General features: G+C 65.1%; 12 protein-coding genes. 5 read left to right on the forward strand and 7 right to left on the reverse strand.

Annotation, left to right across the window (positions count from 1 at the left end; genetic code table 11):
* The first annotated feature begins 177 nt into the window (after positions 1-177).
* Entirely contained in the window at positions 178-633 is a 456-nt protein-coding gene (locus HXX15_RS01490; RefSeq protein WP_296511900.1) for a thioesterase family protein, read from the forward strand.
* A gap of 4 nt (positions 634-637) precedes the next feature.
* On the opposite strand, the gene HXX15_RS01495 is transcribed toward HXX15_RS01490, so the two are convergent.
* Together HXX15_RS01495 and HXX15_RS01500 are read right to left on the reverse strand one after the other, a co-directional pair.
* Complete coding sequence (locus tag HXX15_RS01495; protein WP_296511903.1) at positions 638-958, reverse strand: 2Fe-2S iron-sulfur cluster-binding protein; 321 nt, start codon at positions 956-958, stop codon at positions 638-640.
* Positions 959-1,069: 111 nt separating this feature from the next.
* Positions 1,070-1,447 (reverse strand): Hpt domain-containing protein, encoded by a 378-nt coding sequence (locus HXX15_RS01500; protein WP_296511905.1) that lies wholly within the window; start codon positions 1,445-1,447, stop codon positions 1,070-1,072.
* Between the two features lie 388 nt (positions 1,448-1,835).
* Between HXX15_RS01500 and HXX15_RS01505 the strand changes: the two genes are divergently transcribed.
* Both HXX15_RS01505 and HXX15_RS01510 read left to right on the forward strand, forming a co-directional pair.
* Positions 1,836-7,751 carry a negative regulator of septation ring formation gene (locus HXX15_RS01505; protein WP_296511906.1) on the forward strand — a complete coding sequence of 1,972 codons (5,916 nt, stop codon included), beginning with the start codon at positions 1,836-1,838 and terminating at the stop codon, positions 7,749-7,751.
* Positions 7,752-8,123: 372 nt separating this feature from the next.
* Positions 8,124-8,798, forward strand: a complete 675-nt coding sequence (locus HXX15_RS01510) for a substrate-binding domain-containing protein (protein ID WP_296511908.1) — start codon at positions 8,124-8,126, stop codon at positions 8,796-8,798.
* A gap of 952 nt (positions 8,799-9,750) precedes the next feature.
* On the opposite strand, the gene HXX15_RS01515 is transcribed toward HXX15_RS01510, so the two are convergent.
* From HXX15_RS01515 to HXX15_RS01525, 3 genes are read right to left on the reverse strand one after another with little or no spacing between them, the layout of a single operon-like run.
* Positions 9,751-10,653 (reverse strand): MlaD family protein, encoded by a 903-nt coding sequence (locus HXX15_RS01515; RefSeq protein ID WP_296511910.1) that lies wholly within the window; start codon positions 10,651-10,653, stop codon positions 9,751-9,753.
* A gap of 25 nt (positions 10,654-10,678) precedes the next feature.
* Positions 10,679-11,449: an ABC transporter ATP-binding protein gene (locus HXX15_RS01520; protein WP_296511912.1), complete on the reverse strand. Its 771-nt coding sequence runs from the start codon at positions 11,447-11,449 to the stop codon at positions 10,679-10,681.
* Positions 11,450-11,451: 2 nt separating this feature from the next.
* Positions 11,452-12,600 carry an ABC transporter permease gene (locus HXX15_RS01525; RefSeq protein ID WP_296511914.1) on the reverse strand — a complete coding sequence of 383 codons (1,149 nt, stop codon included), beginning with the start codon at positions 12,598-12,600 and terminating at the stop codon, positions 11,452-11,454.
* Between the two features lie 119 nt (positions 12,601-12,719).
* On the opposite strand from HXX15_RS01525, the gene dgcA reads away from it, so the two are divergent.
* Entirely contained in the window at positions 12,720-13,715 is a 996-nt protein-coding gene (gene dgcA, locus HXX15_RS01530; protein ID WP_296511916.1) for an N-acetyl-D-Glu racemase DgcA, read from the forward strand.
* Here dgcA and HXX15_RS01535 read toward each other — a convergent pair.
* Positions 13,685-14,902 carry an MFS transporter gene (locus tag HXX15_RS01535; RefSeq protein ID WP_296511918.1) on the reverse strand — a complete coding sequence of 406 codons (1,218 nt, stop codon included), beginning with the start codon at positions 14,900-14,902 and terminating at the stop codon, positions 13,685-13,687. The two genes, dgcA and HXX15_RS01535, sit on opposite strands and share 31 nt — an antisense overlap.
* 75 nt (positions 14,903-14,977) lie before the next feature.
* Here HXX15_RS01535 and HXX15_RS01540 point away from each other — a divergent pair, with 75 nt between their 5' ends.
* Positions 14,978-16,261, forward strand: a complete 1,284-nt coding sequence (locus HXX15_RS01540; RefSeq protein WP_296511921.1) for a hypothetical protein — start codon at positions 14,978-14,980, stop codon at positions 16,259-16,261.
* A 7-nt stretch (positions 16,262-16,268) separates the two neighbouring features.
* Here the strand turns inward: HXX15_RS01540 and HXX15_RS01545 are convergent, their stop codons facing one another.
* Positions 16,269-17,255, reverse strand: a complete 987-nt coding sequence (locus tag HXX15_RS01545; RefSeq protein WP_296511923.1) for a threonine/serine dehydratase — start codon at positions 17,253-17,255, stop codon at positions 16,269-16,271.
* Positions 17,256-17,266: the final 11 nt, after the last annotated feature.

The raw sequence follows: 17,266 nt of genomic DNA on the forward strand, positions 1-17,266 counted from the left end.
TGATTCTTTTCGGTTGGAAAATAGGCGGCGAGACAGCCGTTCCGGCCGCGGCTTGTCTAGCCAAGCCAGCCGGGCGAGGAAAGTCATAATTAGGCCGGAGGCCCATCCGCCACCTTGTCCTAGCTCAAGAAACCGGCTCAATGGGCGAAAAGCTCAAGAAAACTCGGAGAAATGGCCTTGACCGCACGATCCCGCGACGCCGCGCTGCCGGTTCTGGAGGATTTTCCCTATCGACTTTCGGACAATGTCCGGTTCGCTGACCTCGACCCCAACAACCACGTCAACAACGCGGTGTATTCCAGCTACTTCGAATCCGGCCGGGTCAGCCTGGTCAAGGACAAGGCCAACGGGCTGATGCCGCCGGGGCTGAGCTGGGTGCTGGTGCGGCTCGATATCCACTTCCGCAGCGAGCTGCACTGGCCGGGCAAGATCGAGCTCGGGCTCGGCGTGGTACGGCTCGGCCGCACCTCGACGCATTTCGATCAGGTGGTGTTTTCCGAAGGCATCTGCGTCGCCTCGGCGCGCTCGATCACCGTGCTGGTCAACGAGCAGAGCCGCAAGCCGACGCCGCTGACCGAACAGATCATCGGCAATCTCAAGCGCTGGGCGCTGCGCGGCGTCGAGCTGGCGTAGCCGATCAGGCCTGCCGCTCGGGCGTCGAGACCACCAGGCCGTCGAGTTCGTCGGTGACCTTGATCTGGCACGACAGCCGCGACGACGGGCGGACGTCGAAACCGAAATCGAGCATGTCCTCTTCCATCGGCGACGGCCCGCCGACCTTCTCGCGCCAGGCTTCGTCGACATAGACGTGGCAGGTCGCGCAGGCGCAGGCCCCGCCGCACTCCGCCTCGATGCCCGGGACGGCGTTGCGGATCGCCGCCTCCATCACCGTCGCGCCGTTCTCGACCTCGATGGTGCGGGTTTCGCCGGTGTGGTCAACAAAGTGAATCTTGGCCATGATTGCTCGTCGGTAGGGATGGGATACGGGCTGTCCTATAACCGGTCGATTTGCATTCCGCCAGCGCTCGCGGCGAAATCCGCGCGGTCCGGGCTGCGGAATTGATCCGGATCAGGAGCGACGCAGCCGGGCGCTGATCGCTTCGCGCGCCGCGGCCACGGCGAAGCCGACCGCAGGCAGCGCGTGCGAGGTGTCGTCGCCGCAGCGCAGCGCAGCTTCCAAGCTGTCGACGGCTTCCGCCACGCCGAACGCGCCGATCGCCCGCGCCGATCCCTTCAACGTATGCGCCAGCGCCGCGGCGTCGTCCGGCAGCGACGCCAGCGCCGCCATCAGACTGGCGGCCTGCGCCGAGAACAACGCCAACACCTCGCGCTCAAGCCCGGCATCGCCAAGCGTCATCCGCGACAGATGCTGAATGTCGAGCGGTTCGGAATCCGGCACCAGCGGCGGCGATGGCATCCATTCGATCCGTTCAAGGCGCAGTGGCATTGCTATCCCCAGAAATGCCGGCACCACACGATCCGGCAACGGAAATCACCCCAACCAACCACAAAATTGGTTAACGGATCATTTCGGTACATTGCCGCAAGTTTGCCTCGTTTTTGACGACATATCGCCACGGTTCGACCGGGCATCCTGGATTTTTGCGGTAGCAGAAAGGTTTAGCCGTCACTCCCGTTAACGATGATTAAGATGTTCTTAACGGCGACCATTTCATTCGCTCCGCCGAGCCAATAGGATGTTTGTGGAAGTAGCGGACAAGCTGGGCGCATAGGGGTTCGATTTCGCCCGGCTTCAAGCACCAGAGCCGGAGACATGCAGCGGTCACCGACCGCGCGGGCGTCCCCCGGATGCGTAGAACAAGGGCGTAGACCAAATGGCGAACAATCCCAAGAAGATCAAAGATCCGACCGAAGTCGCGATGTCCGCAATTCAGGAAGCCCTGAATATCAGCGACGCGCCGGCGACCGGCAGCGATCAGATCACCATCAGGACTGAGAGTTCGTCGACCTCATCCGCGGCGCCTCCTTACGACGGTGGCAGCTTCGACAGCCGGATCGGCAACGACCGCAAGAGCTTCGAGCCGGTCGACGAACAGCGCTTTGCGCAGCGTCCCGCCAATGACGATCGCGAGACCATCGGCCAGTTGTTGCAGGCAATTCAGAAGGGCCGCCCCGCCCGCAACGTCTACATGCTGGCTTCGGTGTTCGCCGGCATCTGGATCGTCGGCGCCGGCCTGCTCACCATCGCCTTCCTGCCGTCGCTGCAAGCCTTCATCGGCCAGGGCAGCGGCGGAACGCTGGCGCTGGCTGGCCTCGCCGCGCTGTTCTTCGCGCCGGTGATGCTGTTCTATTTCCTGGCGAGCCTCGCATGGCGCGGCCAGGAGCTGCGGATGATCGCGCAATCGATGGCGCAGGTCGCGATCCGCTTCTCCGAACCCGAGGGCGCGGCGAGCGATTCCATGGTCACGGTCGGCCAGGCGATCCGCCGCGAAGTCGCCGCGATGGGCGATGGCGTCGAGCGCGCGATCGCACGCGCCGGCGAACTCGAAACCCTGGTCGCCAACGAAGTCTCCGCGCTGGAACGCGCCTATTCGGACAACGAAGTCCGCATCCGCGCGCTGCTGCAGGACATCGCGCATCAGCGCGACAATCTGGTCGGCCAGGCCGAACAGGTCCGCAGCGCCATCTCCGGCGTGCAGATCGATCTGCGTCATGACATCGCGCTGATTTCGGATGCGATCGCCTCGCGCGTCGATGAAGTGGCCAAGAGCATCACCGGCGCGCTGGAAGAGCGCGGCGCCCACATCACCAGCGCGCTCAGCAACGCCGGCGACAACATGATTCTGGCGCTCGGCGAGCGCGGCGGCGATCTGCTCGACCGCCTCGAGGAGGCCAGTGCCGAGACCACCCGCGCGGTGCTCGACGCCAGCGAACGGCTCACCACCAGCCTCAATTTCAAGACCGGCCACGTCCACGACGAATTCGTCGAACTGGCCGACCGCGTCCACGACATGCTGAACGAACGCATCGACCGCATCACCAGCGAGTTCGAGCAGCGCTCCTCCACCATCGTCGACGGCATCTCCGATCGTACCGAGCAGGTCCACGACTCGCTGAAGAATTCCAGCGACTCCCTGCTGCTGGAACTCGAACTGCGCAGCGGCGATCTGGTCAGTAAGATCGACGAAGCCGGCAACCGCCTCGCCACCCAGATCCTGACCAGCGGCGACAAGGCCTCCGAGGCGCTCGACGTCACCGTCAACACGCTGGTCGCGAAGGTGGTCAGCCAGACTGAGAATGCCCACGACACGCTCAGCCTGCAGATGAGCGCCTTCGACGAATTGGTGAAGGACCAGGGCGCGGAGCTGGCCGAGAAATTTTCCCGCGACAGCGGCACCCTCGGCGCGCTGATCACCAAGCATATTTCGGAATTCGACCGCACCGTGAAGACCTACGGCGGCGACATCGTCGACCGCATGGGACAGCGAACCCAGGATATTTCCGAGACCCTGAAGAACTACGTCGACACCTTCGACACAAGGCTGACCGCCAACGGCGGCACGATCAGCGCCGCGTTGGATCAGCGCCTGACCCAGTTCGAGACCACTTTCGAATCCCGCGTCACCAGCCTCGACGGTTCGCTGCACAGCAAGATCCAGACGTTCGACGATTCGGTCGGCGGGCATCTCAAGTCGCTGGAGCAGACCTTCGACGATCGCGCGAAGTCGGTGACCGAGACCATCGACACGAGGATCGAGAAGCTGTCCACGACGCTGACCACCGGCACCGAGCAGGCGATCGAGTCGATCGACTCGCGCTTGACCCATCTGACGACGTCGCTGTCCACCGGCGCGATCCAGGCCATCGAGTCGATCGACTCGCGCCTGACCCATCTGACGTCGGCTCTGACCGATGGCGCGACCCAGGCAGTGCAATCGATCGACACCCGCCTCGCCCATCTCACGACGACGCTGACGGACGGAACCACCCAGGCGATCAGCGCGATCGACCAGCGCATCAGCGACGTGACCGAAACCATCGATTCCCGCAGCAACCACCTCGCCAGCACCGTTAGCGCCCGGTTCCAGGAAATTCACGAAGGCCTGGAAAGCCGCGTCGGCGCCGTCGCGAACGACATCGATATTCGCGTCACCCAATTCGAGGATCTGCTGGGGTCGCGCGTCGAAGCCGTCGCCGGCCGTTTCGAGAGCAGCGGACGCCAGGCCAGCGACACGCTGATGGCCCGCGCCGAAGAGTTGTCGATCGGCATCAAGTCGCACGTCGCGGACGCCGAACGCTCGTTGACCAACCTCGTCGTCAACACCAGCGAGACGATCCAGAGCGGCGCCCGCGCCGCGCAGCAATCGCTGCTGACAGTTTCCTCGGATGTCGGCGAGCAGCTCAAGCTGACCTCGTCGGAGGTCGAACGCGCGCTGACCGAGGTCGGCACCACCGCGGCCAATTGGATCGTGGTCAGTGCCAACGAGGCGCGAACCACGCTGGTGTCGGCATCCACCGACGCGGCCAACCAGATCAAGTCGCTGTCCGCCGACGTCGAACGCACCCTGTCGGCCGCCGGCACCTCCACGGCGGCGTCGGTTCTCGCCGGCGCGCGCGAGGCCCAGAGCACGCTGGTCAGCACATCGACCGACGTCGCCAGCCAGATCAAATCGCTGTCCACCGACATCGAGCGCACGCTGTCGGATGCCGGCAGCGCCACCACGGCGTCGGTCGTGGCCGGTGCGCGCGAAGCGCAGAACACCCTGATGGCGACGTCCTCCGAGGTCGCCAAACAGATCCGGTCGCTGTCCTCGGACATCGAACGCACGCTTTCCGAAGCCGGAAGCTCGACTACGTCGTCGGTCGTCGCCGGTGCGCGCGAAGCGCAGAACACACTGGTGTCGACGTCGTCCGACGTCGCCAACCAGATCCGGTCGCTGTCCGCCGATATCGAGCGGACGCTGTTCGCCGCCGGCACCGCCACCGCTGAATCCGTGCTGACCGGCGCCCGCGCCGCGCAGACCACACTGGTGAACGCTTCGGCGGATGCATCGACCCACGTCATGACGCTGACGGCCGACGTCGAACGCACCCTCTCCGCAGCAGGAGCCGCGACCGCCGAATCGATCGCCGCCAGCGCCCGCGAAGCCCATGACGCGATGGTTGCGGCCTCCAGGGAAGCATCGGCCGAGGTCAAATCGCTGACCGCCGACGTCGAGCGCACCCTGTCCGCAGCAGGAACCGCGACCGCCGAATCGATCGTTGCCGGCGCGCGCGAAGCTCAGAGCACGCTTGTTGCAGCATCCACCGATGCATCGACCCAGGTCAAATCCTTGGCCGGCGATGTCGAGCGGACGTTGTCCGCCGCAGGCGCCGCCACCGCCGGCTCCATTATCGCCAGCGCACGTGAGGTCCAGAGCACGCTCGTGACCGCTTCCACCGACGCCTCGACCCAGGTCAAATCGCTGACCGCCGAAGTCGAGCGCACGCTGATCGCGGCCGGTATCGCGACCTCCGACTCGATCGTCGCCGGGGCGCGCGAGGCGCAAAATACCCTGGTGACCGCATCCAACGATGCGGCCAACCACGTCAAATCGCTTGCGACCGACGTCGAGCGCACGCTGACCGCGGTCGGCGCCGACACTGCCGCGTCAATTCTCGGCAGCGCTCGCGAGGTGCAGACCACGCTGGTGACGGTCACTACGGAAGCGGCCAACCAGATGAAGTCGATCTCCGGCGACATCGAACGGACGCTGACGACCGTCACCGCCAACACCACGGACAATATCCAGACCAGCGCGGCGAATGCGCATTCGTCGCTGGTGATGGCGTCCAACGAGGTCAGCGCCAAGATCAAGACCACTTCGGCCGAGATCGAACGTTCGGTGTTCGCCGCCAGCGGCAGCTTCGGATCGACGATGACCGGAAAGACCGACGAGATCGTCACCTACGTCCAGCAGCAGACCGACCGTCTGTCGCAGATGATCGATGGCAAGCGCGGCGCGCTGGTCGATGCGATCTCCAACAAGACCAACCAGCTCTCGGTCGATATCGACCGCGTCACCACCGACGCGCTGAAGGCGATCGAAACCCGCGGCAAGGTGTTCTCGAATTCGATCACCACCAACGGCACCGAAGTCGCGCGCACCATCACCGGCGCGGGCGAACTCGCCACCGGCGCCATCAACAAGTCGTTGAAGGATCTCGAGCAGGCCTCGCGTTCGGCGATCGAGCAGTCGCGCCAAGTGTCGATCGCGGCGGTCACCGAGATGCAGGAAACCAGCACGATCCTGCGCACCGACACCGTCGCGCTGTTCGAACGGCTGCGTGAAGGCAACATCCTGCTTCAGGAAGTGCTCACCGGCGCCCACGAAAACCTCAACTCGCTGGAACGGGCCCTGGTCACCCGTGTCGCCGAGTTCGTCTCGACCATGAACGACGTCAATTCCCGCAACGGCGTCGCCACCCAGGCACTGGAAGACCAGCTGTCCACGTTCAACGTCAAGACCTCGCGGGCGCTGGAAGATCTCGGCGCGCTGTCGAGCCAGTTCGAAGCTCATGGCAACGCCCTGGTCGAGGCCGCAGCGCTGGTCGAGCAGAGCAACCGCAGCACCAGTTCGTCGGTCGCCGAACGCAAAGAGGCGCTGGAATCGCTGGTCACCACCATCGATCTTCGGACCGCCGATCTCGATCAGCGCCTGACCCGGTTCACCGGTCTGCTCGATGAATCGCTCGCCGCCGCCGAAGAACGCGCGCGCGATATCGCGCGGGTTGTCGCGGAAACCGCCGGAGCCGGTTCTGCCTCCATCAGTCAGCAATTCGAGGCGGTGCGCAGCGCCGCCGAGGAAGAACGCCGGCTGACCACCGAGGCCATGCATCAGATCTATCAGCAGGGCACCCAGGAAGCCGACGCGATGTTCAGGCAGTCGGCGGACAAGTTTGCTTCGATGGTTCAGGGCATCAAGCAGATGGCCTCCGACATGCACAACGAACTCGAAACCACCCGCGACGAACTGCGTCGCGGTGTCCTGGAGATGCCGCAGGAAGCCGCTGAAAGCACCGCGCAGATGCGCAAGGTCATCGTCGACCAGATCGAGGCGCTCGCCGAGTTGAACCGGATCGTCGCCCGCCACGGCCGTGGCCTCGACGTGGTCAGCGCCGGCCGCGGTTCGCAGCGCGAGGAAGAGCCGATGCTGGCGACCGCCGGCGGACGCAACGAGCCGGCGCCGCGCCCAGCAGCACGGATGCGCGATAGCAGCGCGTCGAACCTGCCACCGCCGGATCTCGGCATGCCGGCACCGCGCCGCACCGAGGCCCCCTCGGTCAGCCCCGCTGCCGCCGCCGACCAGGGTCGCGATGGCTGGCTGTCGGACCTGCTGAGCCGCGCCGACACCACCGCGGATCGCGATGCAACAGCGCCGCGCGGCCGCGCGCCGCAGCAGGCGATCACCGGCAATCCGCTGGAATCGCTGTCGCTCGACATCGGCAGGCTGATGGACCGCAATCTCGCCGCCGAAATGTGGGATCGCTATCAGCGCGGCGAGACCAAGGCCTTCACCAAGCGGCTCTACACCCCGGCCGGCCAGAAGGCGTTCGACGAAGTCGGCCGCAAGTATCGCGGCGACCGCAACTTCAAACAGACGGTGGATCGCTACATCACCGAGTTCGAGCGGCTGCTCGACGAGGTCGCTCGCGACGAACGCGGACCGGCGATCCTGCGCAGCCACCTCACCTCGGAGACCGGGCTGGTCTACACCCTGCTCGCGCATGCGGCGGGACGGCTGGGCTAACGCCGCCCTGCCCGATCGGGCAGCGGGCTGACAAACGAAAGCGGGGGCCCATGGCCTCCGCTTTTTTCTTCAATCAGCTATTCGATCTTGGCTGGAACGCCATCGAGCTGACGGGTGCCGTAACTCGAGCAGAGGTCCGCTTGGTGCCACAAGCGGTCATTGTCGAGCGGTCGCTCGCGGCAACCCTTCAGGTCGCGACAATTTGCTGGCGTTTGATGCCTTGGTAGTGGAGTGCTGTGCTATTGATCCCTTAATCTATTTCTGAGGACGTCCATGAAACCAGTTCCGTTTGCCACAGCTGCCAAAATCGCAATCTGCGCTTTGTTCATGCTGGCGCACGCCCAGTTAGCACGGTGCGCAGAGGTCACGGTCATGAGCGTTCTGCCACTCAAGCCATTTCTGAATGAACTAGGCCCCCAATTCGAGCGTGCAACGGGCAACAAACTAACGATCAAGTACGATGTATCTGCCTCATTGAAACGGCAAATTGATGCCGGCGACACGTTCGATGTGGCCGTGCTACTGCCGGCCCTCATCGACGATCTGCTCAAACAAGGCAAAGTCGCCGTAGGTACAAGGGTGGACGTCTCTCGTGCGGCCGTCGCCGTGGCGGTTAAGAAGGGCGCACCGAAGCCCGATATCGGTTCGACCGAAACTCTCAAGAAAACGCTGCTCAACGCCAAATCGATCGCCTATTCGAGCGAAGGCGGAAGCGGAACCTATTTCAAAGGTCTGATCGAACGCCTTGGCATCGCCGCAGAAGTTAGCGAAAAGCTCAAGCCGCTGGCATCCAGTGCGGTGGTGCCATCTGTTGCAAAGGGCGAAGTGGAGCTCGCGGTGATCTCGCCGCCCGCCATTCTTGCGGATCCCGGCGTTGAATTGGTCGGCCTCATGCCGAAAGAGTTGCAGCAATACGTCGTCTACACCGCAGGCGTCAGCGCTGCTGCCAGGGAAGCAGAAGCAGCCAAAGCACTGCTCAAGTATCTCACCACTCCGGCCGCCCTGATAGTAATGAAGGCCAAAGGCTTAGAACCCGTCGAACCGTAATGACGTTTGGTTCTTTAAACACGAAAACGGTTGGCGGACTTTCGAAGTCCGCCATGGGATAAGCGGCGAAATTCATTCACAGCAGGCGTGTCGCTTCAGCGTGAGCGCCCGCGCACAATTTTCCCGATTGACAACCTCGCCAACATAGGACTATATTCCGCTCATCCCGCCTCACACGAGGGGCGGCTCGCGATCGTCACGGACGCGGGGCGGGATGCGGTGGCCGGCATGCGGCGTTCGAACTGCCGGGGTGTGAAAAGCGCCCCGGATGACGACCTCGCCAAGGCCGGACGGTGGAAGGCGTGGACAGTCCCGGTGCGGTTGCCCCGCACCAGATGAGGTCGGGTCGGCCCCCGCGATCGCTCCCTCGGGAGAAGGTCGTGGCGGCGGTAAGCGTGAACCCGGCAAACGGCGGTAACCCGGAGCGACCGCCGGGGGCGCCACGCAATACACCGTTCCTCCACCGCGCGCGGAACGCCGGATGATTCCGGCGCAACCGTGGTGACTACGCTCGTGTGCTTTTCACTTTGCACACGGGGCCGCGGGTGCATCGGGCACCCGGCGTTCCGCGCGCCCTCTTCTCCGAAGGGGGCACGGGACTCAAGCAAACCCCGGGCGCTTTGCGCCGCGGGATCGCGAAGCCGTGGCTGTTTGATAGTCGAATCGGAATGCGAGTTGAGGAGCGGATGCTGCTCTGCACCCGGCAGCGAGGCACCAGCGCCCCTCCACACACACCGTCATCGCCCGGTTTGACCCGGCGACCCAGTATTCCAAAGTGACAGCGATCAAATCACAAGCGCTCTGCAATACTGGTTCCCCGCTTTCGCGGGGATGACAGTGGTGAGAGATCGAGCCCGGCAATGACGACGGACGACATCAATGCCACCGTATCCGTCGCCGCTTGCTCGCCGAGCGAAAACGGCCAGCGCGACGCTCCCGGCGACGCGCGCGCTTACTGCGCCGGCCGTCGCCGCGGCGCCGGCTGTTCGGCGCGCGGTCCCGGAGCGGCGGCTCTGGCAGGCGCCTGGGCCGGCTCCTGCGCCGTCGCATTGCTCGGCCCGAACAGGATGCGGGTCGGGTTCTTGTCGAGATTGTTGACCGCGCGGCTGATGTCGCCAAGGGTCTTGCGGCCGTCCATGATCAACGTCGCGGCGCGCTTGTCGAGATTGTCGGCCAGTTCGCGGAACGACTTCACCGCCTGGAACAGCTCGCCGCCGTCCTTGCCGCCGGCCAGCGCGTCGATGCCCTGCATGACGCTGTCGGTCTTCGCCATCACGCCGTCGACCCTGGCCATGATGCTGTCGATCTTGTCCGAGCTGCGCGCCAGACTTCCGGTGAAGGTCTGTAGGTTCTGCAGCGACGACTTCACCGTATCCTCGTTTTCGGCGACCATCCGGTTGACGTTCTTCAGCGTCGCCTTGATCGACTCGGAAATGTCCTGCAGCGAATTCGGATCGGCGGTCAGCACCGGCACGCCGTCCTCGTCCAGCGGAACCGGCGGGGCGGTCTCGAGCCCGCCCTTCAGCGAGATCGCCGCCACGCCGGTCAGGCCCTGGAACTCCAGGCCGACCAGGGTATCCTTGCGGATCGGGGCGGTGTTTTCCACCATCGCCAGCGCCACCACCCGGCGCGGATTGTCGAGCTTCACCGAGGTGACTTCGCCGACCCGGACGCCGTTGAAATTGACGCTGCCGCCGTTGCGCAGGCCGGACGCCGCGCCTTCGAACACGATGCGCAGCGGGCTGCGCAGCTTGGTGGTGTGCAGGCTCTGGAACCAGAGCACAAATCCGAACGCCGCCGCGATCACCGCGAGCGTGAACGTGCCGATCAGAAAGTAGTTCGCCCGCGTTTCCATTCAATCAACTCCAGTACTGGCGAATCTAGCCGACGACGGCGCGGGCCCGCTTGCCGTGAAAATAGGATCGCAGCCATGGATGTTCCGAGGCCTGCATGTCGGCCATCGTTCCCGCCGCGATGACCTTGCCGCTGCCCAGAACGGCGATGCGGTCGCACGCTGTATGAAGGCTGTCGAGGTCATGAGTTACCATAAAAACCGTCAGACCCAAAGTACGCTGCAGGGTCCGCACCAATTCGTCGAAATCGCCGGCGCCGATCGGGTCCAGCCCCGAGGTCGGTTCGTCGAGGAATACAAGTTCCGGATCGAGCGCCAGCGCCCGCGCCAGCGCCACACGCTTGATCATGCCGCCGGATAGTTCCGACGGAAAGCGGTCGACCACCTCGGGCTTCAACCCCACCATGCCGAGCTTGGCGATGGTAATCTCATCGAGCAGGCGCTGCGACAAATTGAGATATTCGCGCACCGGGAACTGGATGTTCTGTCGCACCGTAAGCGAGGAAAACAGCGCGCCCTGCTGGAACAGGATGCCCCAGCGCCGCTCGACACCGCGCCGCTCGGCTGCGTCGGCGGCGTCGAGATCGATCCCGAACACCTCGATCCGCCCGCTGACCTTCGGCACCAGGCCGATGATCGTACGGGTCAGAACCGATTTGCCGGCGCCGGACGGGCCGACGAAGCCGAGGATTTCGCCGCGCCTGACGTCGAGGCTGAGCTCGTCGAGAACCTTGGTGGAACCGAACTGCACGGAGACGTCGCGAACCCGGATGATCGCGTCGGATGGGTCGACAGCCATCGTCACATCCCGATCGATGCGAAGAAGATGGCAAATACGCCGTCCATCACGATGACGAAGAAGATCCCCTTCACCACCGACGCGGTAGTGTGCTGGCCGAGCGACTCGGCGCTGCCCTGCACCGCGAGGCCCTCGACGCAGGCGACGATGCCGATCACAATCGCCATCACCGGCGCCTTGATCATGCCGACGGTGAAGTGATTGATCGAAATTGCGTCGCGCAGCCGCAGCAGGAAGGCGTCCGGATCGACGCCGCCATACAGCCAGGCCACCAGGCCGCCGCCATACAGCGCGGCCATCGCCCCGAGAAAGGTCAGGATCGGCATCGCCAGCACCAGCGCGATCATCCGCGGCACGATCAGCACGTCGATCGGGTCGAACCCCATGGTCCGCAGCGCGTCGATCTCCTCGCGCATCTTCATCGAGCCGAGCTCGGCCGTATAGGCGCTGCCGGAGCGGCCGGCGACCATGATCGCGACCAGCAGCACGCCGATTTCGCGAAGCACCAGCACGCCGAGCATGTCGACGACGAACACATCGGCGCCGAATTTGCGGAAATGGAAGATGCCCTGCTGCGAGATGATACAGCCGATCAGGAAGGTGATCAGCACCACGATCGGCACCGCGCGCCAGCAGACCTGTTCGAGATGATGAACCGTCGAGGTCAGGCGGAAGGTCGATGGATGCAGGATCGCCCGCAGCATCGCCGCCAGCACCGCGCCCATCATGCTGATCAGCGCCACCAAGTCGTCGCCGAACGCGTAAACGGTCCGGCCCAACCGCTCGATCGGCGCCCGGAACGAACCCGAGACCGGTTCCGCCGGTCCGGTGGGCTCGACCCGGCGCACCTCGTCGACCAGGCTGGAATAATTCGCCGAGAGCCCGGCGATCTTCGCCTCGACGCCGCCCTCGGTCAGGCTGCGACGCAGACGCTCGATCAGCCAGGCGCCGAAGGTGTCGAGCTTGGCGACATCGGAGACGTCGATGAAGATGTTGGGACGCGTTCCGGTCAGTTGCTCGGCGTCCGCGACGATACGCTCGAGCGCGGGCGCGAACATTGCGGTCCACGACCCGGCAGCGCACAGCGCCAGGCCCTCGCCCCTCGCAATTCGTTCAAGTGTCGGGCCGTCCAATTTCAACTCCTGTGCCATTCTGCACCGAATACAGTTATCAAATGCTTATTCAGCTGACGTCTTGTGAGCGAGGCTCATTACCAGCCATACTTGTTAGCGCCGAGCAACCCTCGATTCCGAGTTTAATAGATTCAGCAATGAGTTCCACGAAGCCGCCACAATTGGCCGCCGGGATCGAGCGTTGGCCGATCGCGGGCGCCTTCACCATCAGCCGCGGCGCCAAGACCGAAGCCGTGGTGGTGGTCGCCGAGATCAGCCATCGCGGCCACATCGGCCGCGGCGAATGTGTTCCCTATGCCCGCTATGGCGAAACGCCGGAAGCCACCCTCGCGGCGATCCAGGCGATGCAGCAGCGGCTGCGCGACGGGATCGGCCGCCAAGCGCTGCAGACGGCGATGCCGGCTGGTGCCGCCCGCAACGCTCTGGATTGCGCCTTTCTGGACCTTGAGGCCAAGGCCAGCGGCCAACGGGTCTGGAACCTACTCGGCAGCGCCGCGCCGCGTCCCGCCACCACCGCCTACACCATCTCGCTGGGAACGCCGGACGCGATGGCTGCCGCCACCGCCAAGGCGGCGGGACGGCCGCTACTCAAGATCAAGCTCGGCGGCGACGGCGATGGCGACCGGATCGCGGCGGTGCGCAGGGAGGCGCCGGAATCCGAACTGATCGTCGACGCCAACGAGGCCTGGACGCCCAACAACCTCGAACAAAATCTCGCCGAATGCGCCGAGGTCGGCGTCACCCTGGTGGAACAGCCACTGCCGGCCGGACGAGACGGAGCGCTGGCCCGGATTCGCAGGCCGATGGCGGTTTGCGCCGATGAAAGCGTCCACGACCGGGCCTCGCTCGAGGGCCTGCGCGAGCGCTACGATGCGATCAATATCAAACTCGATAAGACCGGCGGTCTGACCGAGGCGATGGCGATGGCCGAGGCAGCGCAAGCCCTCGGCTTCGAAATCATGATCGGCTGCATGGTGGCGACCTCGCTGTCGATGGCGCCGGCGATGCTGCTGGCGCAACGCGCACGCTTTGTCGATCTCGACGGCCCGCTGCTGCTGGCGCGGGACCGCGACAATGGCCTACGCTATGACGGCAGCACGATCTATCCGCCTGAGCCGGCGTTGTGGGGCTGATCCACGACCGAAGGATGGGCGTCGAGCCAGCGCCGCCCCAGTAACATTACCAGTGCGCCGACGATCGCCATCGCCGCCATCAGATAGTAGACGCGCTGGCCCTGCTGCGCGTAGATCGCGCCGCACAGCATCGCGGCGCCGCTCATGGCGATCCCGGTGCAGGCGGTGAGATAACCCTGCGCGCGCGCGACCACATGACCGGGGACGTAGCGGATCAGCAGCCCCATCGTGCCGACCTGGGTCAGGCCATAGGTCAGCCCATGCAGCAATTGCACCACGGCGAGCGCCGCCAACGGCGGATCCTGCGCGGTGATCAGCCAGCGCGCCACCGCACTCAGCGCTCCGATCACCACCAGCAGCGCCGGCGATAAGGCGAACCGCGGCGACAGCGCGAACACCACGATCTCGGCGATCACCCCCAGCACCCAGAGCGCGGCGATGGTCATCCCGCCGAAGCCGGCGCCCTGCCAGGCAATCGACGCGAAAGTGTAATAGGCGGCGTGGCTGCCCTGGATCAGCGCCGCGGCCACGATGATCGCCAGAAAGCCCGGGCTGCGTAGCAGCGCCGTGGTGCGCTGCGGCGCTACCGAACTCCTTGCCGGCGCATCGAGCGGCCGCAACCCGAAGCTGGTGATGGCGCCAAGCGCCGCCGCGCCGGCGATGACGAAGATCAGCTTCTCGGCCGCGATCACATCGACCAACAGCCCGCAAACCAGCGCGCCGACCACGAACGCGGCCGAACCCCACAGCCGCAGCGGTCCGTAATTCAGACCGTAGCGTGCCACGCCCTTCAGCGCATAACCGTCAGTCAGCGGCACCATCGGCGTCCAGGCGCAAGCAGTCACCACGAAGACGACGAACACCGCGAAAGGCTGACGCAAGGTGCCCAGCGCGGCAAAGCCGGCGACGGTGACGATCGCGGTCACGATCAGCGCCCCGCGCAACGCCTGACGCCGTTCCGCGAGCGCGGTGACGAAAGGCAGGATGGTGAAACGGGTGACCGAGGGCGCCGCGACGATCACGCCGATCCACCACGCATCGATCCCGATCGCCTTCAGCCACACCGTGAAAAACGGCAAGTAAGTGCCGACCACCCCGAAGATCGCGCCATAAAATAGCGCCAGGCGAATCGCGAATCGCCGGGCCTCCAATTGCGATCGGATGGGGATTTGTGATTCGGACGGCATCAATTCAATTGCGATTCGCTGCGGATCATGGTGATCGTTATCTCAACGCGCAATGATTTGCGCCACGAGTCCATGATGGCCGAAGAAGCATTTGCCCTATCGCCGATCGCCGCCCGCGCATCGCTGCCCAGCGAAGCGGACTACGAGGCGATTCGCGAAGCGTTCATGGAAACCGCGCGCGGCCGCTGGTTTCTCAGCGAGTACGGCAAGCGCAACCGCAACGCCGACACCAGCATGGTGCTCGACGCCGTGGCGCGGATTGAAACGACTCTGGCCGCGCAGAAGCAGGCTCCCGCCAACGCGCTGATCGATTCGCTCGGAGCGATTCGGGTGATCGTCGGCGAAGCGCGCGCCGGCGTCGCGCTGGCGCTTGCGGCTTTGGAGGTCAGCGGGACCCTCGCGGCGGCGCATGAGGGCGTGCGAATCATCCGCGAAGTCGCCTGGACGTTGCGCGAATGCGGCGCCGATGCCCGGATCTGCGATCTGCTCGACGCCCAGGTCAACGCGATCGATTCCGGCCACCGCCAGATCGCGGCGATCGATCGCGACGAGGTGCTGGCGGCGTTCGATCTGGTGATTCGTCGGATCGCCGATCTGGCCGGCGACGAAGCCGCGGCTTCGCCTCCGCACGAAGCGGCAGCTGTCGAGCCCGAACAGGCGGCTTCGTCGGCGCCGGTTGTGAGCAATGAATTGCAGCAGGCTGCTTCGAATCTTCCAGAAGCGTCAGCCTCGGAGATTGCCGAGGTCGACACGGACGCCGCTGCGGAAATGGCCATGGAGCTGCCGCCGGATCCAGCCGACACCGCGGCGCAGATCGATATGCCCGAGGCGGTCGTGCTGAAAGCCGCCGCCGAGGATCAAACTGGAATCGCCGCTCAGGCGGCGACGATCGTCGAACCGAACACCGCCGCGGAGTTGGCGCCGGCGGTCGAGCACGCGATGGCCGAGAACGATGCCGATGTGCTCGACCTGGAGACCGCGCTGGATGTCGCCGTTCTGGATCTGGTGGCGATGGAGATGGCCGCGCTGGATTTCGCGGATGAAGAGACTACCCCGGCGCGCGAGACGGAGCCCGGCGAATTGGCTTCCGCCGAACCAATTGCTGCCGAGCCGTCTTACGATGAGCCGATGGCCGTCGAGCCGGTTGCAGCAGAATCGGTCTATCGCGAAGCCAGCGCGGCCATGGCAGAGACGATGGTCATGGAGTCCGCGATCGTGACCGAGAACCCGCCGCCACCGTCGCTTGGCGCGGCGCTGCTGGCGCGCGGGATGGTGGCGCCGCCGGCCGTATCCAACGTCGATCCGCTGGCGCCAATCCGCCGCATGAGCCAGGCCGAGAAGATCGCGTTCTTTTCGTAAGGCGGCTTCAGACGATCAATCGCGCATACAGGTCGGCATCGACATTGCCGCCCGACAGCACGATGACAACGGTCTTGCCGCGCGCATCGAGCCGGCCCGACAGCAAAGCGGCGAGCGCCACCGCGCCGCCGGGCTCCGCCACTAGCTTCAATTCCCGGAACAAGAAGGCAACCGCCTGCGCGATTTCGGCGTCGGATGCGGTGACGCCGCGGGCCAACAGCCGCCGGTTGATGGCAAAGGTCAGTTCGCCCGGGATCGATGCCATCAGCGCATCGCAGATAGTACGGCCCTCGGCGCTATGCGGTTCGCGATGACCCGCCGCCAGCGAGCGGGCGTGATCGTCGAAGGCATCAGGCTCGGCCGAGATGATCGAGGCCTGTGGAAAACGCGCTTTGACCGCCACCGCGATCCCGGCGATCAGCCCGCCGCCGGAAACCGGCGCAACGACGATATCGGGGGCGAGACCAAGCCCGGCGAGATCCTCGGCGATCTCGCGACCGACCGTGCCCTGCCCTGCAATGACCCAGGGATCGTCATAGGGCGGCACCAGCGTGGCCCCGCGCGCCGCAGCGATCTCGCGGGCGATCGCCTCGCGATCCTCGCGGTCGCGGTCGTACAGCACCACCTCGGCGCCGTAGCCCCTGGTCCGTTCGCGTTTCGACAGCGGCGCATCCGCCGGCATCACGATGGTCGCGCGCATGTCGAGGATCTGCGCCGCCGCGGCCACACCTTGCGCGTGATTGCCAGACGAGAACGCCACCACACCGCCGCCGCGCGCAGCTTTCGGAATCGACGACATCTTGTTGAAAGCACCGCGAAACTTGAACGAACCGGTCCGCTGCAGCATTTCCGGCTTCAGCAGCACCCGGGCGCCGGTCACCGCGTCGAGCGCCGGGCAACTCAGCAGCGGGGTCCGCACCGCATAAGGCACCAGCACACCGGCCGCGATGTCGATATCCGCGGCGGTGACTGGCAAATCATCCGAATCTGTCATGCACGCTTGTA

Origin of the sequence: Rhodopseudomonas sp., assembly GCF_013377015.1 — a bacterium.
Taxonomy (GTDB): Bacteria; Pseudomonadota; Alphaproteobacteria; order Rhizobiales; family Xanthobacteraceae; genus JARJEH01.